We start from the raw sequence: 19,720 nt of genomic DNA on the forward strand, positions 1-19,720 counted from the left end.
ATTTTAAACGATTTTACAAGAATATATGGTTAATTTGTAGGGAAAATTATCTAAGTATTTAGTTTTCAGGCCCAACTATTATAGTTCATCCAGATTCAATTGTATATGCTAATATAAAGCCCAATGATATTCATGAACTTGTGGTTGAACATTTTATCATGCAATATTGGAGGCTATGGTAATAGGAAGATATACTATAGGAGCTAATAAAGGTTTTAGTTGTTAAAAGAATTAAAAAAGCTATAAAGTAGTGATAAATGAAGAATTTTAGAAAAAGTTAATATCAAAGAATTAAATAAGATGATATAATACAAGGATAAGCAAAAAAAGACTTTAAAAGACTTTTTTCTACAATTAGTTAGTAAAACATCATATGAGTCACGTAGTAACGGACAAATATTTAAAATAGGGTGATAAATTGTTCTTATTATTTATAGAAATAAGGAGGAGCGATTGAGTGGCTAAAAAGCACGTAATTAAACACATTATTGTTTATGCAATTGCAATAGCTTTAATTACTTATTTTGCAAACACTTACATAAGGGGGCCTTTGAATAGCATTGTAGTGATTTTTGCCGCTACACAATGGGGGATTAAAGGTGGGATTCTTATGGCTACATGGGCTACTTCTATGTTAACATTTGGAGTAATATTTACTGAACACATTCGTATTAGCAATCTTATATCAGGAGCATTAACCTATTTCACTATAGGATTAGCGTTAGGTAAAGCAATGGATATTCTTCGAAATAAGAAAAGAGAGTTAGAAGATGAAATAGAAAAATGCAAAGAAATTCAGCAGGCTTTAATTGAAAGTCGAAAGGAATTAAAGGAAAAAGCTGAAGAACAACAATTATTACTTGATAATATTGATATACATATATGGTATTTAACTGATCCTAAAACATACGCTATAGTTAACGAAGCACATGCAAAGTTTTTTAACAAGAGAAAGTGTGAATTAGAACGAGCAAGCATCTATAGTTCATGGAGCAAGGAAGAAGCAGATATGTGCATTGCAGGAACTGAGGAAGTTTTTGAAAAAAGAGTGCAAGTTAAAAAGGAAGAGTGGCTTACAAATTATGAAGGTGAAAAACGCTTAATGTTAGTCACGAAAACTCCAAAGCTAGGGGAAGGCGGAGAAGTTAAGTATGTGGTTTGTACTGCCCAAGATATTACTGAGCGTAACCAAGCAGAGGAATCTATTAAAAAATTAGCCTATAAGGATAGTTTGACAGGCCTTTATAACCGTACATATTTTGATGAGCAAATGATAATGATAGAAGAAAATATAACCGAATACGCTCCAGTAAGTATCATATCTGTAGATTTAGATGGTCTTAAAATTGTAAATGATACCTTCGGACATAAGTCAGGAGATGATTTTCTAAAAGCTGCAGCAAATATAATAGCAAAGGCATTTAGAAAAACAGATGTTATTGCTAGAGTAGGGGGAGATGAGGTTTGTATAATTCTTCCTAAATCTGATAACAAAGTTGCACTAAAAAAAAGAAGCGATATTTTAGAGTTGATAGAAAATCATAATAAAGAAAACCCCTCAACTCTTATAAGTATGTCTATCGGGACAGCTACCACAAGAAGCTTAGAAAGCATTTATGATGTTTATAAAAGATCAGATGACAATATGTATGAGTATAAATTGGCTCAAGCAACAAGTCCTAAAAGTAAAGTTATAGATTTATTAGTTGCAGCTTTAGCTGAACGTGACTATATGGCTAGTGGACATGGGGAAAGATTAGCTAGGATGGGAGAAATTATGGCTGATAAAATAGGATTAGATGATGATATACGCCGAAATCTTATTGTATTAGCTAAGGTACATGATTTGGGAAAGGTAGGTATTCCAGATCAGATACTGTTTAAAAAAGGAAAATTAACAGAAGAAGAATATAAAAAGATGAAAGAGCATGTTAAAATAGGATGGGAAATTGCACATCGAAGCAAGGAATTGGAAAACATGGCAGAACTTATACTTCATCATCATGAGTGCTGGGATGGTAAAGGGTATCCAAATGGGTTAAAGGGTAATAATATACCAATAGAATGTAGGATACTTAATATAATGGATGCTTACGATACTATGATTAGTGATAGACCTTATCAAAAGGGTATAAGTAAACAAGAGGCAATAGAAGAGTTGATAAGATGCTCGGGAACTCAATTTGACCCACAACTATTAAGAGAGTTTATTGAGGTTATAAAGTATAAAGAAGCAATGGAGTTATAATCTGATGCTTCTTTTTATTTAATACAGTATCAATAAATAATAGAAGTATCTTTAGTAATTAGTAAAAGTTATCATATTTTATGATATAATTAAAATTAAAAGTTTTCAATTTTAGGAGGAATTACAATGGAATTAGAGCCTGACCCTGCGAATATTACTTCGCAACTAATATTAATAGTCATTTTAACAATGCTTAATGCATTTTTTGCATCAGCAGAAATGGCTATAGTATCACTAAATAAAAATAAAATAAAACTTCTTGCAGAAGAAGGAAACAAAAAGGCAAAGCTTTTAATAAAACTCATGGAAGAGCCAACTAAGTTTTTATCTACAATACAAGTAGGAATAACTCTTGCTGGATTTTTCTCTAGTGCTTCTGCTGCTACTGGAATATCAGAAGATTTAGCACAGTATTTAAATACGTTTAATATTCCTTATAGTGGACAAATAGCATTAATAGTAGTGACAATCATACTGTCTTATATAACATTAGTATTTGGAGAACTGTTCCCAAAGAGAATAGCAATGCAAAAGTCACAGTCCATAGCAATGTTTTCTGTAATACCTATATTGTATATATCTAAAGTAACTAAGCCCTTTATAAAATTACTTTCAGCATCAACTAATGTTCTTGTTAGATTAGCTGGATTTGATAGAGAAGATTTAGAGGAAAGGGTATCAAAAGAAGAGATTAAATCTTTAGTGGAAGTTGGACAGGAACATGGCGTTATAAATGAAACTGAAAAAGAAATGATAAATAGTATATTCGAGTTTGATGATAAATTAGCAGATGAAGTAATGACACCAAGAACTGAGGTATACTTAATTAATATAGATACTCCCTTAAATGAATACTTAGACGAATTAATGGAAGAAAAGTATTCAAGAATACCTGTATATGAAGGGGATAGTGACAATATTATTGGTATTCTTTATATGAAAGATTTTTTCATTGAGGCTAGGAAACATGGATTTGAAAATGTAGATATCAGAAGTATACTACATTCAGCTTATTTCGTTCCAGAAACAAAAAATATTGATGAATTATTTAAAGAACTTCAAGTTTCTAAAAAACATATGGCAATATTAATAGATGAATATGGCGGCTTTTCAGGAATAGTAACTATAGAGGATCTTATTGAAGAAGTTATGGGTAACATAGAAGATGAATATGATAATGATGAGCCAGATATAGAAAAAATAGATAATAACACATTTATCGTTAATGGTTTACTTGCAATAGATGAGCTTAATGATGATCTTCATATAAATTTAGATTCGGAAGAACAAGATACTATCAGTGGATTTTTAGTTGATTTATTGGGAAGAATACCTGAAAATGGAGAACAAGAAGTTATTGAGCATAATAATATTGTGTTTAAGATTCAAGAGGTAAAAGAAAAAAGAATAAATAAAGTAAAGATATGTATTCAAAGAGAGGTATAATCCTCTCTTTATTTTTATAAGCATTCTATGGATCGTTATCTTAATTGATATTCCTTATAGGTTTCCCATTTATAATTTCCCCATTTAAGTATAGTAATATTATCAAAATAAATATTAAATTCAGGGTTAAAGTTATTTGTATAATTCCAAATAGAGTCATATTTTTCCCTAGGGATACGTGTAACTATAGTAGCATGAAAGGTTTTTCCTTTACCATCATGTTTTTTCCACTCAAGCCAAGGTAAAGTTTTTAATGCATCTATAAAAGCATCATGAACCTTTAGGCCTTCATTTGACATATTTATATCCATAAAAATTGTATCTGTTCTAAAGTGATTAATTCCATCTATTTTCATACGTTCTTTTTTATTATTAGCTACAAAGTCTTTTATAACACACTCAACTTCGCTAATTTTATCAGTTTCAAAGGGAGCTTTTATAGTAAAGTGCCCAGGAAGCTTCTGTCTTTTTACATTAAATTTTGAACAAACATCTGTTACTAATTTCTCATGAAAGTTTAAAGCTTCTTCATTAAGTAAACAAACAATAACATATCTATCCATGATAAACCTCCAATTACTCCAGTTAATAGTTAATAGTGTTAGTATTTTAGTAAATAAATATGTTAAAATATATGGTATAGCTTTTATTTTTGTTTCAGTGTATTTTGAAAATGAAATAGTTCAGATGAATAAGACATGCCGATTTATAATTAAATCATGGAAGAAAATATTTCGACAAACTAATACAGTCAGCCCTGCGGCTGACTTTAAACATTAATTATTATGTATTATTTATAAAACTGAGGTGGGAATATGAAAAAAGTTTTACAAATGTTTATTAGCTTCTTTAAAATAGGAGCTTTTACCTTTGGAGGGGGATACGCAATGATCCCACTCATTGAAGAAGAAGTAGTTAATAAAAAAAAGTGGATAGAAAAGGAGGAGTTTGTGGATATTGTAGTTATTTCACAATCCTTTCCTGGAGCCTTAGCAGTAAATACTTCAATATTTATAGGGTATAAAATAAATGGTATTTTGGGGGCTATTATGGCGCTACTAGGGACGGTTATTCCTTCTTTTATAATAATACTTTTGATAGCTTCAGTCTTTATGCAATTTAGAAGTAACTATTATGTTGAACAGGTTTTTAAAGGAATAAATGGAGCAGTGCCAATGCTTGTGCTAATTGCAATATTTAGTATTTCAAAGTCAGTTAAAAAGAGTTACTTAAACTTGGGAGTTGTTATAATTGCATTAATATTATTGCAAGTTTTAAATGTTAATCCTGTGGTTGTAATCATTCTTTCAGGTGCTTTCGGTGTTATTTATTATAGAGAGAAGGTGGGAAAGTGAATATAATATTACAGCTTTTTCTGTCCTTTTTAAAGATAGGAGCCTTTAGCTTTGGTGGAGGATATGCTATGCTTCCACTTATTGAAAGAGAAATAGTTAAAAATCACAATTGGATTAGCTATAGGGAATTTATAGATATAATAGGCATTTCACAAATGACTCCAGGACCCATTGCTATAAATTCTGCTACTTTTGTAGGATATAAAGTAGGAGGAGTTTTAGGAAGTACGGCAGCGTCCATAGGTGTGGTTACAACGTCATTTATACTAGTATCTATTGCTACTCACTATATAATGAAATTTAAAGAGTCCAGGGTAATAAAATCAGCTTTTATGGGAATGAGACCAGCACTTATAGCACTTATTTTATCAGCATTTTGGTCACTAGCTAAGACATCGTATACTGATGTTAAAAGTGCAATAATAGGTATATTGACATTGGTAATGCTATTATCTAAAAGAATACATCCAATTATGGTAATTGTAGTAGCAGGTGTACTAGGAGTAATATTATATTAGAAAATCTTCACAAAAATTTCTTGTATGTGGAAAAACTCTGTGATATAATTACCTTGCAAAGGGGAGTAGCAATTATTTAACTATTCGTCATGTCGGTAAGATTTTTACCCGGATAGTTATTCTCCAAAAGAGTTAGCAAGACCTTTGCTCTATTTGTGCACACAATAGAGCAAAGGTTTTTTTTATTAATTTTTTTAATAAATAAAACCTTAACGACAAATAATAATGTATGAGGTGAAGAAGAATGTGGTTTGAAAAAAGCAATGAAGAGGTATTAAAAGAGCTTTCTACAGATCAGCATAACGGTCTTACTTCCCAGGAAGTAGAGAATAGAAAAGAAAAGTATGGACTAAATATGCTTGAAGGTAAAAAGCCAAAGACAATGATGAGAATGTTCTTTGAACAATTAAACGATCCAATGATTTTTATATTATTAGGTGCAGCATTGATTTCTGGATTTATGGGAGAAATAAGTGATGCAATTATAATTGCAGTAGTAATCATTCTTAATGCTGTTATAGGAATTATACAAGAATCTAAAGCTGAAAAAGCATTAGATGCCTTAAAGAAAATGTCTACGCCTAAAGCTGTAGTAAAAAGAGATGGAGAGTTAAAGGAAATAGCTTCTGAAGAGTTAGTCCCTGGAGATGTAGTAATACTTGATGCAGGTAGATATGTTCCATGTGACTTAAGACTTGTAGAAACAGTAAATCTTCAAATTGAGGAATCAGCTTTAACAGGAGAATCAGTTCCAGTAGATAAGAACGCTAATTTAAAATTTGATACTAATGAAATACCATTAGGAGATCAAAAGAATATGGCATTTATGTCTACTCTTGCAACTTATGGCAGAGGAGTTGGTATAGCAGTTGGAACTGGTATGTCAACTGAAATAGGTAAAATAGCAAAATTGCTTGATGAGCAAGAAAATGAACAAACACCACTACAAAAAAAACTTGCAGAGCTTAGTAAAACTTTAGGTTTTGGAGCTCTTGGAATATGTATTGTAATGTTTATAGTTGCTATAATTCAAAAAAGAGATTTTTTTGAAATGTTTTTAACAGCTATAAGTTTGGCAGTAGCTGCTATACCAGAAGGACTTCCAGCTATAGTTACCATAGTTTTAGCTATGGGTGTTCAAAAGATGATAAAGGAAAATGCTATAATAAGAAAACTTCCAGCAGTAGAAACATTAGGTGCAGTTAATGTAATATGTTCCGATAAAACAGGTACACTTACTCAAAATAAGATGACTGTAATTAAGTTTTATGGGGATAATGTACTAGGAAATATAAATGACTTAGATATAAAAAATCCAGTTCAAAGGTTGTTGCTAGAAAATATAGTATTGTGTAACGATGCAACTTACAGTGAAGAATCAAAAACAGGAGATCCAACAGAAATAGCTTTACTTGAGGCTGGTGTAAAGTATGATTTGTTTAAAAAGGGATTGAATGAAGATCATAAAAGAGTAAATGAAGTTCCTTTTGATTCAGATAGAAAACTTATGACTACAGTAAATAAATATGATGATAAATTTTATGTAATGACAAAGGGAGCTACAGATAATTTAATCAATCTTTGTAATAATGCATATATAAATGGAGAAATAGTTCCATTAACAGATGAAATTAAAGATAGTATAAATAAGGCCTCTATTAGTATGTCAAATGATGCCTTAAGAGTTTTAGGATCAGCATATAAGGTTTTAGACTCTGAAGCTGTAAATATTAATAGTTTAGAAAGTGATCTTACATTTATAGGACTTGTTGGGATGATAGACCCACCAAGAGAGGAAGTTAAAGACTCTATAGCTGAAACTAAAAAATCAGGAATTATAACTATAATGATTACTGGTGACCATAAAAATACTGCTTTTGCAATAGCTAAGGAACTTGGAATTGCAGAAAGAGAAGATCAAGCAATATTCGGAGCGGAACTTGATAAAATGAGTGATGAAGAGCTTGCTCGTAGAGTTAAAGATTTAAGAGTATTTGCTAGAGTATCTCCTGAGCATAAAGTTAGAATAGTTAAGGCATTTAAATCTAATGGAAATATAGTTTCTATGACAGGTGACGGTGTTAATGATGCTCCATCACTTAAGATGGCAGACATAGGAGTTGCTATGGGTATTACAGGTACAGATGTTGCAAAGGGTGCAGCAGATATGGTACTTACAGATGATAACTTCTCAACTATAGTTGCTGCTATTAAAGAAGGTAGAAATATATTTAACAATATAAAGAAATCTATAGTATTTTTACTTTCTTGTAATATAGGTGAAATTGTAGCATTATTCTTTGCAATACTATTTGGATGGGCAACACCATTAAGACCAATACACTTATTATGGGTTAACTTAGTTACAGATAGTTTACCAGCATTATCCCTTGGTGCAGACCCAGGAGACCCTGACGTCATGAAGGAAAAGCCAAGAGATCCTAAAGCTAGTTTATTTGCTGGCGGAACAGGTTACTTCTTAGTACTGAATGGATTACTAATTGGTATACTAACTTTAGCGGCATTTATAGTTGGAATTAAGGTATACACTGGAGATGCAAACTTATTCCCACTATTCCCTAAGGGTGAGATATCAGAAGAAGCTTTAAGACATGCACAAACAATGGCATTTGTTGTGTTAAGTGTATCACAGTTATTCCATTCATTTAACTTAAGAAATCCAAGAAAGTCTATATTCCAAGTTGGAGTATTTACCAATAAGTATTTACTAGCATCTGTACTATTTGGAATATTCCTTACAGATGTTGTAATAACAGTACCATTCTTAGCTAATATATTCGACGTTTGGGACTTAAATGGAAGGGATTGGATGTTTGTAGGAATACTTTCAGTAGTTCCACTTGTAGTAAATGAAATAGCAAAGATATTCTTAAGAGCAAGAGACAATGCATAACAATAAGAGGTATTATCTAAAAGATAGTACCTCTTATTCTTTTATATACTGAGTAAGGTAATGATCAATTATTGGATTAAATTCCATACATAGGCTATAATATTTAGTCTTTTAGTCAATAATAGAAATAAAGTAAGACTAAAGGAGATAAATTATGAAAAGGGTATTTTATATATTCATAGGCCTAGCATTTATAACTTCAACTATAGCCTGTACTCAAATTTTAAAGAAAAATGATAGTAGAAATGTTGAAGTAAAGTCAGCATCTAAAGTACAAAGATCAGATAAATATAATTTTATAGATTTTAATATGATAGATAGCACACATGGATGGGCAGTTTCAAAAGAGGGAATGCTTAAAACCGGGGATGGAGGATTTACCTGGGAGAATATTACCCCAAAAGGGATTAACGTAAGCGATAAACAATATATAGCTAGTAATAGTAAGAGTGTAAATAACAATTCATTATTTTATACAGTTTTAGATAAAGAAATTGGTTTTATAGCTTATAAAGAAAAAAATAAGATAAACATATTTAAAACTTTCAATGGAGGACAAAAATGGGAACAAACTATTTTAAATCTAGAAAGAAATTGGAATGATGAAACAATAGAAGTTAATATAGATGTTGTAAATTCTAAAGAAACTTTTGTAATGGTTACATCGCCTAAGATATCAAACAAGCTAAGAATGGAAATATATAAAACAGATGACTCAGGCAGCCATTGGTCAAAGGTAACTAAAAATGTTATAGATAGTTTAAATAATAAGGATAGTTCTTATAATATAGAGGGTATAACAGGTATAAAATTCATTAGTAATAATATGGGATGGTACACTATTAAGGGTGAAAAAACAAAATATCCATTTATATATAATACAAAGAATGGAGGAGTAACCTGGGAAGTTCAAAAATTAAATGTACCTAAAGAATACTTGAAAAATAATGAATATAGTATAAACACTTTTCCACCTAAGTTTAGCAAAGATAATAAACAAGGATATCTTCCAGTAGAATTTAAATCTAAGGACAAATCATCTATGATATTTTATAAAACTATAGATGGAGGAGTAACTTGGAATCCTTCAATTCCTGTTGAGGCCCAAGGAGGCATAGAAATAATCTATGGAGTAGATAAAGATGGCATACTTTGGATTGTAGATGGAGGAGGAAATAAAATATATAGAATTTTTTATAATGATAGCAATGTAAATGAAATAACCACTGAAATAAATCTTAGAGGAAGAAAGGTACAGTTTATAGATAAAGATACAGGGCTATTGATATTGGAGGGTATACTATATAAAACTAAAGATAAAGGAATCACATGGGAAGTAGTTAAATAAAGGAAATTGCGACATTTTTAATGTTGAACCATCAGTATGGGATTTGCATCTAGGAAAGCGTTCATTTGGCTAAAAACGGCTAATATTTTTGAATTTAAAATACCTAAGCCTTCTAAACTCGTTTGACTGAAATAATTGTACGGTGTTTTAAATTTTGAAATAAAGCCGTTTTAAAGCTTATTCAATGCTTTCTACGATGCAAATCTCATACCTGTTAACATCAAAAACCGATATGGTGAAAATTTGATTATTATAAATTCATATGATATACTTACCTAGGTAATAATTACATAGGTAAGTATATGGAGGACAAAATGAAATTAAATTTATATGGTCATAAGGTAAATCAATTAGGTAGATATTTTACTAAGAAATTAAATGAGAAGATTTCTCCACTTGGACTATATGCGTCACAATGGGGAATTATATTATACTTATATGAAAAAAGGCACTGTACACAAGTTGAATTGAGTAAATATCTTTGTGTAGAAGCACCAACGATTACTAGGACATTAACGAGAATGGAAGAAATGGGATGGATAATTCGAGAAGAGGGAAAAGATAAAAGGGAAAGGCATATACAATTAACTAAAAAAGCTTTTGAAGCATTCCCTCAATGGCATGAAGTTTCAACAAATTTAGAAATGGATGCTATACGTGATATCTCCCAGGGAGAATTGGAAGTATTTAATGATGTTTTAAAAAAGATGATAAAAAACTTAGAATGAGGGGAAATAATATGTCAGGAAAGAATTATGAATTGAATAACAATGTCACAAAAATAAATTTTAATTTTTTAATTAGAATTATAGTATTTATAATTGGAATATTTATTTTAGCTTTAGGAGCTGCAACTGTAATTAGAGCTAGTCTTGGAGTAGCAACATGGGATGTTTTGCATATTGGACTAGCTAATTTAACTAACTTATCTATAGGCAGATGGGTTCAAATAGTAGGGATTATTATGGTTTTGATGACATCTTTTTTGGAAAAGAAGATTCCTGCTATTGGTAGTATATTAAATATACTTCTAGTTGGTTTTTTTCTTAACGGTATTTTAACCTTAGAATTAATACCGTCCTTTACAGGAATAATCTCAAAATCTGCATTATTAGTACTAGGTATTGTATTTATGGGAATTGGGTCAGGAATGTATGTAGCATCCAAAGTAGGAGCTGGACCTAGGGATGGTATGACTTTATTTATAGCGAAAAGATTCTCCATTTCTATTAGATTATCTAGAACTTTACTTGAGATAACAGCATTAACGATTGGATGGTTAATTGGAGGACCTGTTGCACTTGGCACATTTATTTCAGTACTTCTAATTGGACCTGTTATGCAAACTTCATTAAAATATTGGACAAGACAATTGGACAAGTTGTATTGTTAAAGCTTTTATAGTATTTTTAATTGTATTAAACTGTAACCATGATATATAATAAAATAGTAAAATACATTCATGTAACCAATATTTAACTTTAGTTCATATATTAGATAAAGATGAGGGGATAGTGGCATGGAGATATCCAGAGTTAGAAATTCTTCTTTAATAAATAAAAATGATAATAAAGCTATAAGTGAAAAAAAGGACTTTTCTCAGAACTTTAGCTTTGCAAGAGAAAGAAGAAATGAGCAACAGTTAAAAGAAATGTTAGAAGAGATACAAAAAAAGGGTAACAGGCTTGCTGTAACAAAATGTTACTCAGATGTGTTTGCGTACAAAAAAATGATAAAAGAATACTTAAACTCGGTATTATCATATATGTATGGTGTAAAAAAGGACGTAAGCTTTTGGCAAACGCAATATTTTATTACAGTAGATACTATTGATGAAAAATTACAAGAACTTACTGAAATGCTTTTAAGTAATGAAAAGGAGAATTTAGATATAGCAAAAACTATAGATGACATCTCAGGACTTATAGTAGATATTTATAAATAAATATATTTAGTATGTTTTAAGGTTAGCTATGTATAAAAATTTAACTTCACAATTAAATATCCATGTTATAATAATTTATCTTATGTGACCATGTTCAAAATCTACATTCTATGTGGGTTTTAAACATGGTTCTATATTTTTTAAAATTAAAAGGATAATTAAATTTTTGTTGAATATATATGTAATATAAATTTCTATGAAGAAAGGAAGGATATGTATGGCTCCTGTAACGGCACTTTTAATTATTGCAGTTATTTTTGCACTTGGAGACTTTATAGGAACAAAGACAAAAGCATGGATACCATCGGTATTTGTAGTAGCGGTATTATTTTTAGCAGGCTATTGGACTTTTTTACCTAAAAATTTAATTGATTTGCCTGGATTTGGAATGCCTTTTGCAAGTATAGCTATGTATATGTGTATTACTCATATGGGAACTATTATAAGTATTTCAGAATTAATAAAACAGTGGAAAGTCATTGCGGTAACTCTAGCTGGACTTACTGGAATGATAATTGCATGTTGGTTTGTATGTATTCCATTAATAGGAAGAGAATATGTAGTATCAGGACTTCCATCACTCACAGGAGGGATAGTAGCTGCGCTTATGATGCAGGAAGGCGCTGCTAAGAAGGGCTTAGAACTTGCCTCAATTCTTGCAATAGTAATGTATGTAATGCAGGGGTTTGCTGGATACCCACTTACTGCTATCTGCTTAAAGAAAGAAGGAAGAAGACTTTTAAAGATATACCATGAAAATGGAGGAGCTGAAGGAGCTAAAGCTTCAGAGCAGGCCTCAGTAGCAATAGAAACAAAGGTAGAGAAGAAAAAACTTATACCTAAGGTTCCTACAAAGTACAATACTTCTGCAGTAATGTTTGCAAAAATGGCTTTTAGTTCATTTTTAGCAGTACAAGTGGCTGCACTTACTCATAATAAGGTCTCACCATTTGTATTATGTTTAGTTTTTGGTATTATACTTCAAGAAATAGGATTTTTAGAAAGAGATATATTACATGCTTCTAATTCATTTGGATTTTTAATGTTTGTGCTTATGGTGTATATATTTGGAGCACTTTCTAAAGCTACTCCAGCAATGCTTGCACAAATAGCTTGGCCACTCATAATAATTATAGTTGTAGGGGTAATAGGTATGGCTATTACTTCAATGCTTTTGGGAAAATTCCTTGGAATAACTAAGGAAATGGCTTTTGCAACTTCACTTACAGCTTTATATGGGTTCCCACCAAATTATGTTTTAACAGAAGAAGCTTCTAAGGCGCTTGCTAAGGATGAAGATGAAAAGAAATATCTCATGGATCAGATGCTTCCACAGATGATAGTGGGAGGATTTGTAACTGTTACTATAACTTCTGTTATCATAGCAGGAATATTTATAAACCTATTGTAGAAATTCAGTTCACTGAAATTTTCCATTTAGTAGGTGTTTGTAGATTGTATTTTTAATGTTTAATAATAGTATGGGATTTGCATTGTAGAAAGCATTGAATAAGCAATTAGAAGCTCTTTATTTATGAATTTAAATCACCGTTAAGAACTTTTTACTGTCTGAGTCGACAGCGAGTTTAAAAAGTTTAGGTGATTTAAATTCATAAATATTAGAGCTTCTTTGTGCAATGAACCGTTTTCCTAAATGCAAATTCCATACGGAGTATTCAATATTAAAAATTTATGAGTTTTATATTTGTCCAAGTGCTTTTAAAATGAATTGAGCAATTATTGCAGAGCCAATATAAGTTCCTACAAATACTATGCAAGAAACTACAATAAGCCTCCATCCAGATTTTTTAAAGCTATCTAAATCTTTACCTATAGAAAGTCCAACATAAGCAAGTATTGGAGTAGTTAAAGCTAAGAAGTCTACTTTTGCAATATATTTAGACATTTGACCCGCACCAGGAAAACTTGGGTAAGTTAATATACAAGCTAGTGTTACTATATAAGCTACTGCTGGAATTTTACCAGGCAACACCTTACTTAAAGAAATTCCAGCAATGGATATTGCAATTAATATAAGCATACCAGGAAGAGCTTCAAATATATTATGCTTAGGTCCTATCATGTTCCCAACAAGGGAAAGTAATCCTATTAATATTAATACAAATAATGAATCTTTAATTCTCATAGATTATACCTCCTTTGCTATCTTAGGCTGAGTTTTTTCTACCTCAGGGGCAGGAACGCCATATTTTAATTTATAACTCTTTCTATAAAGCCACTCAGCAAAAGGTAACGCAATCCAAAGTGACATATATAATCCATCAAGACCTGATAGCATATTACTTGCTGCACCAAAAGCTGCTAAAGTATCGGCCATTTCAGGGAACATTGCGCTTAATGAACCAACTGATGCAGTCATCATACTAGCACTCCCAACACCAGATGCCATAGCCAGTGCATAAGGATGGAGTGGAGTATAAGCTGCACATAAACTTGCTATTACTCCAAAGAATACTGTTCCAAGTACTGTTCCACAAATGTAAACACCCATTACACCTTTTCCTTCATCACCATCTAAGCCATACACATCGCTTATTAAAGCTACATTTGGTTCTCTAGAAACTGAGTGAGCAGCACCTATAGATTCACGTTTTAATCCTAAAAATACTGCTATAGGAACACCTAAAAGTACAGTGCCTATATTCCCAAACTCTTGAAGTATTAAAGCAGGACTGGACTTGATTATTTTAGGAAGAGTAGGTCCGATTTGTGAACCATACTTAGCCATTAAAAGCATAAGAGATATAGTAATAAGGGAACCAGCGTCAGTCATATCTTTATCATTTAATACTTTTAAAAATTTAGGGCTTAAAGATATTCCCATTATTAATGCATAAAGCATAGGTAAAAGAACTATTGTACCAGGACCAAACTTAAATTTCATAACGCCTATCATTTCAGCAATTATAACTAATATAAGAACTAAACCATGGTTTTTCCAATTTTTCATTTATTGCACCTTCCTTTCAAAACGGGCTTCTAAAAATTTTATATATTCTTCTTTGCTTTTAAATGTTGGAGTATATGAGCTCATTAAATATTTACCTTCTACAGCATCTTTATAGAGCAAATCTATAACTGTCATAGCCATAAGTTTTGCAGGTAAAATAACAGCTGCATTAAAGTCTTCTACTTTAAAATCTTTAGTATGAAGTGCGCCAGATACACCACCTATAAATGGATGAATTGAAGGAATTAAGTTTGATACATCCCCCATATCTGTTGAAGCTGCAAAATGTCCTGCATTTATAACTTTATCTTCTGGTAAAAGCATTTCTGCATTTTCTTTAAATATATTATTTAAAAGTGAGGAAGATATTAATGGCATATGGCCTGGAATGGTATCTATTATAGTTTGTGCTCCCATGGCAAATCCACCACCAAGTAAAGCTCTATCTACTTTTTCATTGGTAGATTTAATAGCTTCTACAGATTTTGCACGTACATAGGTTTCCATTCTTACATCTGATGGAACGCTATTTACCGTATCTCCACCTTTAGTTATAATAGGATGTACTCTTATAGAATCCTCATCCCTAAATGATTCTCTTAAAGCATTTATTCCCATCATTCCAAGCATGGCCGCATTTAAAGCATTTACTCCTTCATGAGGTGCTTCTGCTGCATGGGCAGCTTTTCCCATATATTGTACAGTTTTTCCAACAAATCCATTACTTGAATCTCCAAGGGCTACAATAGGCTCGGGTGAATTTTTTAAAGAGTGAACCATCATTGCTATATCTACATCATCAAAAGCTCCTCTATATATGAGCTCTTGTTTTCCAGATAAAAAGTGAAGCTTTCCTTCTTCTTTAAGTTTTTTTCTATAAGAAATTTCTATGTATTCCTCTGCAGGCACTGCCATAAAGGAAACATTTCCACATAAATCATTTTCAATATTTGAAAGTTTTAACCCTAAGGCAGCTCCAAGCATTGAAGCTACTTGTAAATTGTGTCCACAAGTATGAGCAGCACCTGTAAGTTTATCAGCCTTGTCACTATCGAAAGTTATTACTGCATCTAGTTCTCCAAGAATTGCCACATTAGGACCATCGCTACTATCTTTAAGCTTTCCCTTTACTCCAGTAATAGCTAAATTACTTTCATAGGAGATATTTAATTCTTTAAAAAAGTCACATACTTTTTTAGAAGTTTTTATTTCCTTAAAGCCTAGCTCTGGCTCATTTTCTATAGCTGCAGCTAAGTTTTTTATTTTATCTACGTTTTTATCAATAACGTCACATACTATTTTCTTCAATTCTTCTTTAATCAATGGTTATACCCCCTAAATTAAAAATAGTCTAAATATTATGTACTCTTTGTGAGAACAAGTGTTTCTTTAATGCGTACAATATAATTGTATGTATCTAGAAACTGTTTGTCAATATGAAGAAACATACTATTAAATTAGATATAATGAATTATTAGCCAATTTCGAGCAAAAATTGCTAATTACTAGTGCATGGAAGAAATTTGAATGACTATCAATATGATAAAAATTATCATATTGATAGTCATTTTGTTTTATAATTAGCTAATTTTTAACATAGGAAGATCATATATTTAATATATGTAGTTAATAGGTAACAGGTAAATTAGAGAAAATATGCTAACTGATTTTTATTAGAAAGCATTGATTATTAAGCATAAAAGTTGGCATAAATAATGCTATGTATATGATTAAAAATAAAAAAGGGGTGAGTTGTATGAAAACAGAATTAAGAGGCAGTAATGATGTAAGCTTTCTTGAAAGGTATTTTAAATTGCAAGAAAATAAGACTACAGTCAAAACAGAAGTAATGGCAGGTATTACTACATTTCTTACTATGGCATACATTATAGCTGTAAATCCAGAATTTTTATCTGCTACTGGAATGGATAAGGGTGCAATACTTACATCTACATGTATCGCAGCAGGATTAACTACAATACTAATGGGTGTATATGCTAATTTACCATTTGCATTGGCATCGGGTATGGGACTTAATGCATTCTTTGCTTTTTCAGTTTGTATAGGGATGAAAGTTCCTTGGCAAGTTGCATTAACAGCAGTATTTTTCGAAGGTATTATATTTATAGTGTTGTCATTAACAAAAGTAAGAGAAATGGTAGTAAATTCAATACCTACCACCCTTAAAATAGCAGTTAGTGCAGGTATTGGATTATTTATAGCTTTAATTGGATTTGAAAATGCAAAAATAGTTATAAACGATGATGCCACACTTATTACCTTAGGAAAAATGACAGACCCAAGAGCGGTTATATGTATGCTTGGTGTAATAGTTATAGCAATTATGACTTATAAAAATATAAAGGGTGCAATACTATGGGGTATACTTATTTGTTCTGTAGCGGCTTGGGGCTATGCATTAGCTATAGGAGCAGATGTAGCTGCTAAAAATTATGGAATATTTGTTCCAAGTGGTATTTTTGCATTTCATAGTATATCACCAATTGCATTTAAACTAGATTTTTCTTTGCTCACTCATTCTCAGGGTATTATCACGTTTTTAACTGTAATGCTGACATTCTTATTTGTAGATTTCTTTGATACAGTAGGAACATTAGTTGGCGTTGCATCTAAAGCTAATATGTTTGATAAAGATGGAAACGTTATAAGAGCAAGACAGGCACTTTTAAGTGACGCTATAGGAACAACCTTCGGTGCAATGATAGGAGTTTCTACAGTTACAACTTATGTAGAAAGTTCAGCTGGAGTTGCTGAAGGTGGAAGAACAGGACTAACATCTGTAGTTACAGGATTATTATTTTTAGTAGCCATAGTATTTGCTCCTATATTTATGTCAATTCCAAGCTGTGCTACAGCACCAGCATTAATTGTAGTTGGATTATTTATGATGCAAAATGTAGTTCAAATAGATTTTTATAACTATGTAGAAGCAATACCAGCATTTTTAACAATAATACTCATGCCCCTAACTTATAGTATAGCTACTGGACTTATGTTTGGAGTTGTATCTTATGTTATATTAAGTGTACTTGCAGGTAAAAAAGAAAAAATATCTGGAACTATGTATATACTTGCGCTATTATTTTTATTAAAGATGATATTTATGTAAGTAAGGTATTTTAATTATAAAGGGGAAATGAAATATGCTAGAAAGTATGAAAAGTAATATTAAAATTGCCGCCCGTAGAGAAAAGGCCCCTTTGGTATTAAAAAATACTTTTTTCCTAAATGTATTTACTAGGGAGTTTGAAAAAGGAGATATTGCTATAAATAATGGAATCATAGCAGGTATCGGCAGCTATGAAGGAATGGAAGAAATAGATTGCAATGGACTTTTTGTAACCCCTGGGTTTATAGATGCTCATGTTCATATAGAATCATCCAAAGCAATACCTGAGATTTTTTCTCAGGTATTGCTACAAAATGGAGTGACTACTTGTATTACAGATCCACATGAAATAGCTAATGTTTTGGGAGAAAAGGGCTTAGACTTTATGATGGAAAATAGCAAGAAGAGTTTGATGGATATATTTTATATGATACCATCATGTGTTCCAGCTACTGAATTTGAGGATAATGGGGCATTACTCAGGTCAGAAGATATAGAATCCTACAAGGATAGAGAAAATGTAATTGGTCTAGCAGAGGTGATGGATGTACCTTCAGTTATAAATTGTACCGAATGGATATTAAAAAAGATAAATATGTATAAAGATAAAACTATAGATGGACATTGTCCTCAAATAAGTGAAGATTGGTTAAATGCATATATAGCGGCGGGAGTAAAAACTGATCATGAATGCAGTGATGCTATGCAGGCTTTAGAAAAAGTTAAAAAGGGTATGTATGTAATGATTAGAGAAGGCTCTGCTGCTAAAAATTTATTAAGTTTACTACCAGCAGTAAATGAAAAAAATTACTCAAGATTTTTATTTTGTACTGATGATAAAGATATAGGAGATCTTATAGAAAAGGGATCTATAAATGAAAATATAAAGCTTTCGATAGAACATGGATTGGATGAAATTATAGCATATACTATAGCATCGTATAATGCAGCTCAGTGTTATAATTTAAAGGACAGAGGGGCTATAGGTCCAGGTTATAAAGCTGATTTAGTAATATTAAGTGATTTAAAAAAGGTTGCTATAGATAAAATTATAAAAAATGGAGTAGTTTATAATAATGAATTTAATTTTAAAGGTACAAATCCCAACTTGCAAAACTCTATGAATTTAGATGTCGTTACCGAGGAAAGCTTTAAGATAAAAGCTAAATCATCTAAAATAAATATTATAAAGGTTATAGAAAATTCTATTGAAACCCAAAAGGAAGAAAGAGAAGTTATAATCCAGAATGGATATGTAAACAGTGTAAAGGGAGAAGATATTTTAAAAATAGCTGTATTTGAAAGACATAAAAATACAGGTAAATATTCATTAGGATATATTGAAGGATTAGGACTTACAGAATGCTCTGTAGCGCAGACTATAGCACATGACTCCCATAATGTAATAGTAGTTGGAAGTTTAGATAGTGACATGGCACTTGCTGTAAACAGACTTATAGAAATTGGTGGAGGAATAGTTTTAGTTTCAAATGGAAAAGTAATTGAAGAGTTAGAACTTCCAATAGCAGGTCTAATGACATACAAGGAACCAAGTTATGTTATAGATAAACTTTCTAATATGAATAGTTTCATAAAAACTCATGAAAAATATGAAGATAAGGATATATTTTTAACTTTAGGTTTTATGGCACTTCCTGTAATACCTGAGTTGAAAATAACAGCAAGAGGACTATTTTATTTTAAGGATTATAAATTTATAGATTTGTTTTGTTAATATAGGATTATAAAATAAGTGGTAAGGCAAGATCTTTATCACTTGTTTTATTTATAATACTGAGATATTCTAATCTAATTCTAATCTTTCATTAATTGTTCTCTAATTAA

The 19,720-nt window shown here is 31.1% G+C and carries 16 protein-coding genes; 12 read left to right on the top strand and 4 right to left on the bottom strand.

Annotated elements, in window-relative coordinates; genetic code table 11:
• Window positions 1–457: 457 nt before the first annotated feature.
• Window positions 458–2,248 (top strand): diguanylate cyclase, encoded by a 1,791-nt coding sequence (locus tag BSD9I1_RS03235; protein WP_186429111.1) that lies wholly within the window; start codon window positions 458–460, stop codon window positions 2,246–2,248.
• Between the two features lie 126 nt (window positions 2,249–2,374).
• On the top strand, window positions 2,375–3,694 hold the full coding sequence (locus BSD9I1_RS03240) for a hemolysin family protein (protein ID WP_186429112.1): 1,320 nt from the start codon (window positions 2,375–2,377) through the stop codon (window positions 3,692–3,694).
• A 35-nt stretch (window positions 3,695–3,729) separates the two neighbouring features.
• Here BSD9I1_RS03240 and BSD9I1_RS03245 read toward each other — a convergent pair whose 3' ends face one another.
• Window positions 3,730–4,257 (bottom strand): 2'-5' RNA ligase family protein, encoded by a 528-nt coding sequence (locus BSD9I1_RS03245; protein WP_186429113.1) that lies wholly within the window; start codon window positions 4,255–4,257, stop codon window positions 3,730–3,732.
• A gap of 252 nt (window positions 4,258–4,509) precedes the next feature.
• Between BSD9I1_RS03245 and BSD9I1_RS03250 the strand changes: the two genes are divergently transcribed.
• The 8 genes from BSD9I1_RS03250 to BSD9I1_RS03285 all read left to right on the top strand — a co-directional run bounded on the left by BSD9I1_RS03250 (window position 4,510) and on the right by BSD9I1_RS03285 (window position 13,185).
• The gene (locus tag BSD9I1_RS03250; protein WP_186429114.1) at window positions 4,510–5,049 is read left to right on the top strand and encodes a chromate transporter; all 540 of its coding nucleotides are present in this window, start codon (window positions 4,510–4,512) and stop codon (window positions 5,047–5,049) included.
• Entirely contained in the window at window positions 5,046–5,567 is a 522-nt protein-coding gene (locus BSD9I1_RS03255; RefSeq protein ID WP_186429115.1) for a chromate transporter, read from the top strand. Before BSD9I1_RS03250 ends, BSD9I1_RS03255 begins: the two co-directional genes overlap by 4 nt.
• 244 nt (window positions 5,568–5,811) lie before the next feature.
• Window positions 5,812–8,481 (top strand): cation-translocating P-type ATPase, encoded by a 2,670-nt coding sequence (locus tag BSD9I1_RS03260; RefSeq protein WP_186429116.1) that lies wholly within the window; start codon window positions 5,812–5,814, stop codon window positions 8,479–8,481.
• A 154-nt stretch (window positions 8,482–8,635) separates the two neighbouring features.
• The gene (locus BSD9I1_RS03265; protein ID WP_186429117.1) at window positions 8,636–9,829 is read left to right on the top strand and encodes a hypothetical protein; all 1,194 of its coding nucleotides are present in this window, start codon (window positions 8,636–8,638) and stop codon (window positions 9,827–9,829) included.
• 314 nt (window positions 9,830–10,143) lie between these two features.
• Window positions 10,144–10,557 (top strand): MarR family winged helix-turn-helix transcriptional regulator, encoded by a 414-nt coding sequence (locus tag BSD9I1_RS03270; protein WP_242966398.1) that lies wholly within the window; start codon window positions 10,144–10,146, stop codon window positions 10,555–10,557.
• Between the two features lie 11 nt (window positions 10,558–10,568).
• On the top strand, window positions 10,569–11,222 hold the full coding sequence (locus BSD9I1_RS03275) for a YitT family protein (protein WP_186429119.1): 654 nt from the start codon (window positions 10,569–10,571) through the stop codon (window positions 11,220–11,222).
• Window positions 11,223–11,348: 126 nt separating this feature from the next.
• Complete coding sequence (locus tag BSD9I1_RS03280) at window positions 11,349–11,774, top strand: YaaR family protein (RefSeq protein ID WP_186429120.1); 426 nt, start codon at window positions 11,349–11,351, stop codon at window positions 11,772–11,774.
• Window positions 11,775–11,991: 217 nt separating this feature from the next.
• Window positions 11,992–13,185, top strand: coding sequence for a hypothetical protein (locus tag BSD9I1_RS03285; protein ID WP_186429121.1), 1,194 nt, complete (start codon window positions 11,992–11,994; stop codon window positions 13,183–13,185).
• A gap of 288 nt (window positions 13,186–13,473) precedes the next feature.
• Here BSD9I1_RS03285 and BSD9I1_RS03290 read toward each other — a convergent pair whose 3' ends face one another.
• Genes BSD9I1_RS03290 through BSD9I1_RS03300 form a run of 3 tightly spaced genes read right to left on the bottom strand, consistent with a single transcriptional unit; the run spans window position 13,474 to window position 16,068 of the window.
• The gene (locus BSD9I1_RS03290) at window positions 13,474–13,920 is read right to left on the bottom strand and encodes a DUF340 domain-containing protein (protein ID WP_186429122.1); all 447 of its coding nucleotides are present in this window, start codon (window positions 13,918–13,920) and stop codon (window positions 13,474–13,476) included.
• A 3-nt stretch (window positions 13,921–13,923) separates the two neighbouring features.
• Window positions 13,924–14,745, bottom strand: a complete 822-nt coding sequence (locus BSD9I1_RS03295; RefSeq protein ID WP_186429123.1) for a DUF3100 domain-containing protein — start codon at window positions 14,743–14,745, stop codon at window positions 13,924–13,926.
• A complete protein-coding gene (locus tag BSD9I1_RS03300; protein WP_186429124.1) occupies window positions 14,746–16,068 on the bottom strand; it encodes an amidohydrolase in 1,323 nt (440 codons plus the stop codon).
• A 433-nt stretch (window positions 16,069–16,501) separates the two neighbouring features.
• Here BSD9I1_RS03300 and BSD9I1_RS03305 point away from each other — a divergent pair, with 433 nt between their 5' ends.
• Together BSD9I1_RS03305 and ade are read left to right on the top strand one after the other, a co-directional pair.
• Entirely contained in the window at window positions 16,502–17,875 is a 1,374-nt protein-coding gene (locus BSD9I1_RS03305; protein WP_186429125.1) for an NCS2 family permease, read from the top strand.
• Window positions 17,876–17,909: 34 nt separating this feature from the next.
• Window positions 17,910–19,610, top strand: a complete 1,701-nt coding sequence (gene ade, locus BSD9I1_RS03310) for an adenine deaminase (protein ID WP_186429126.1) — start codon at window positions 17,910–17,912, stop codon at window positions 19,608–19,610.
• The last annotated feature ends 110 nt before the right edge of the window (window positions 19,611–19,720 follow it).

Source organism: Clostridium sp. BSD9I1 (genome assembly GCF_900185645.1).
Taxonomy (GTDB): domain Bacteria; phylum Bacillota; class Clostridia; order Clostridiales; family Clostridiaceae; genus Clostridium_AK.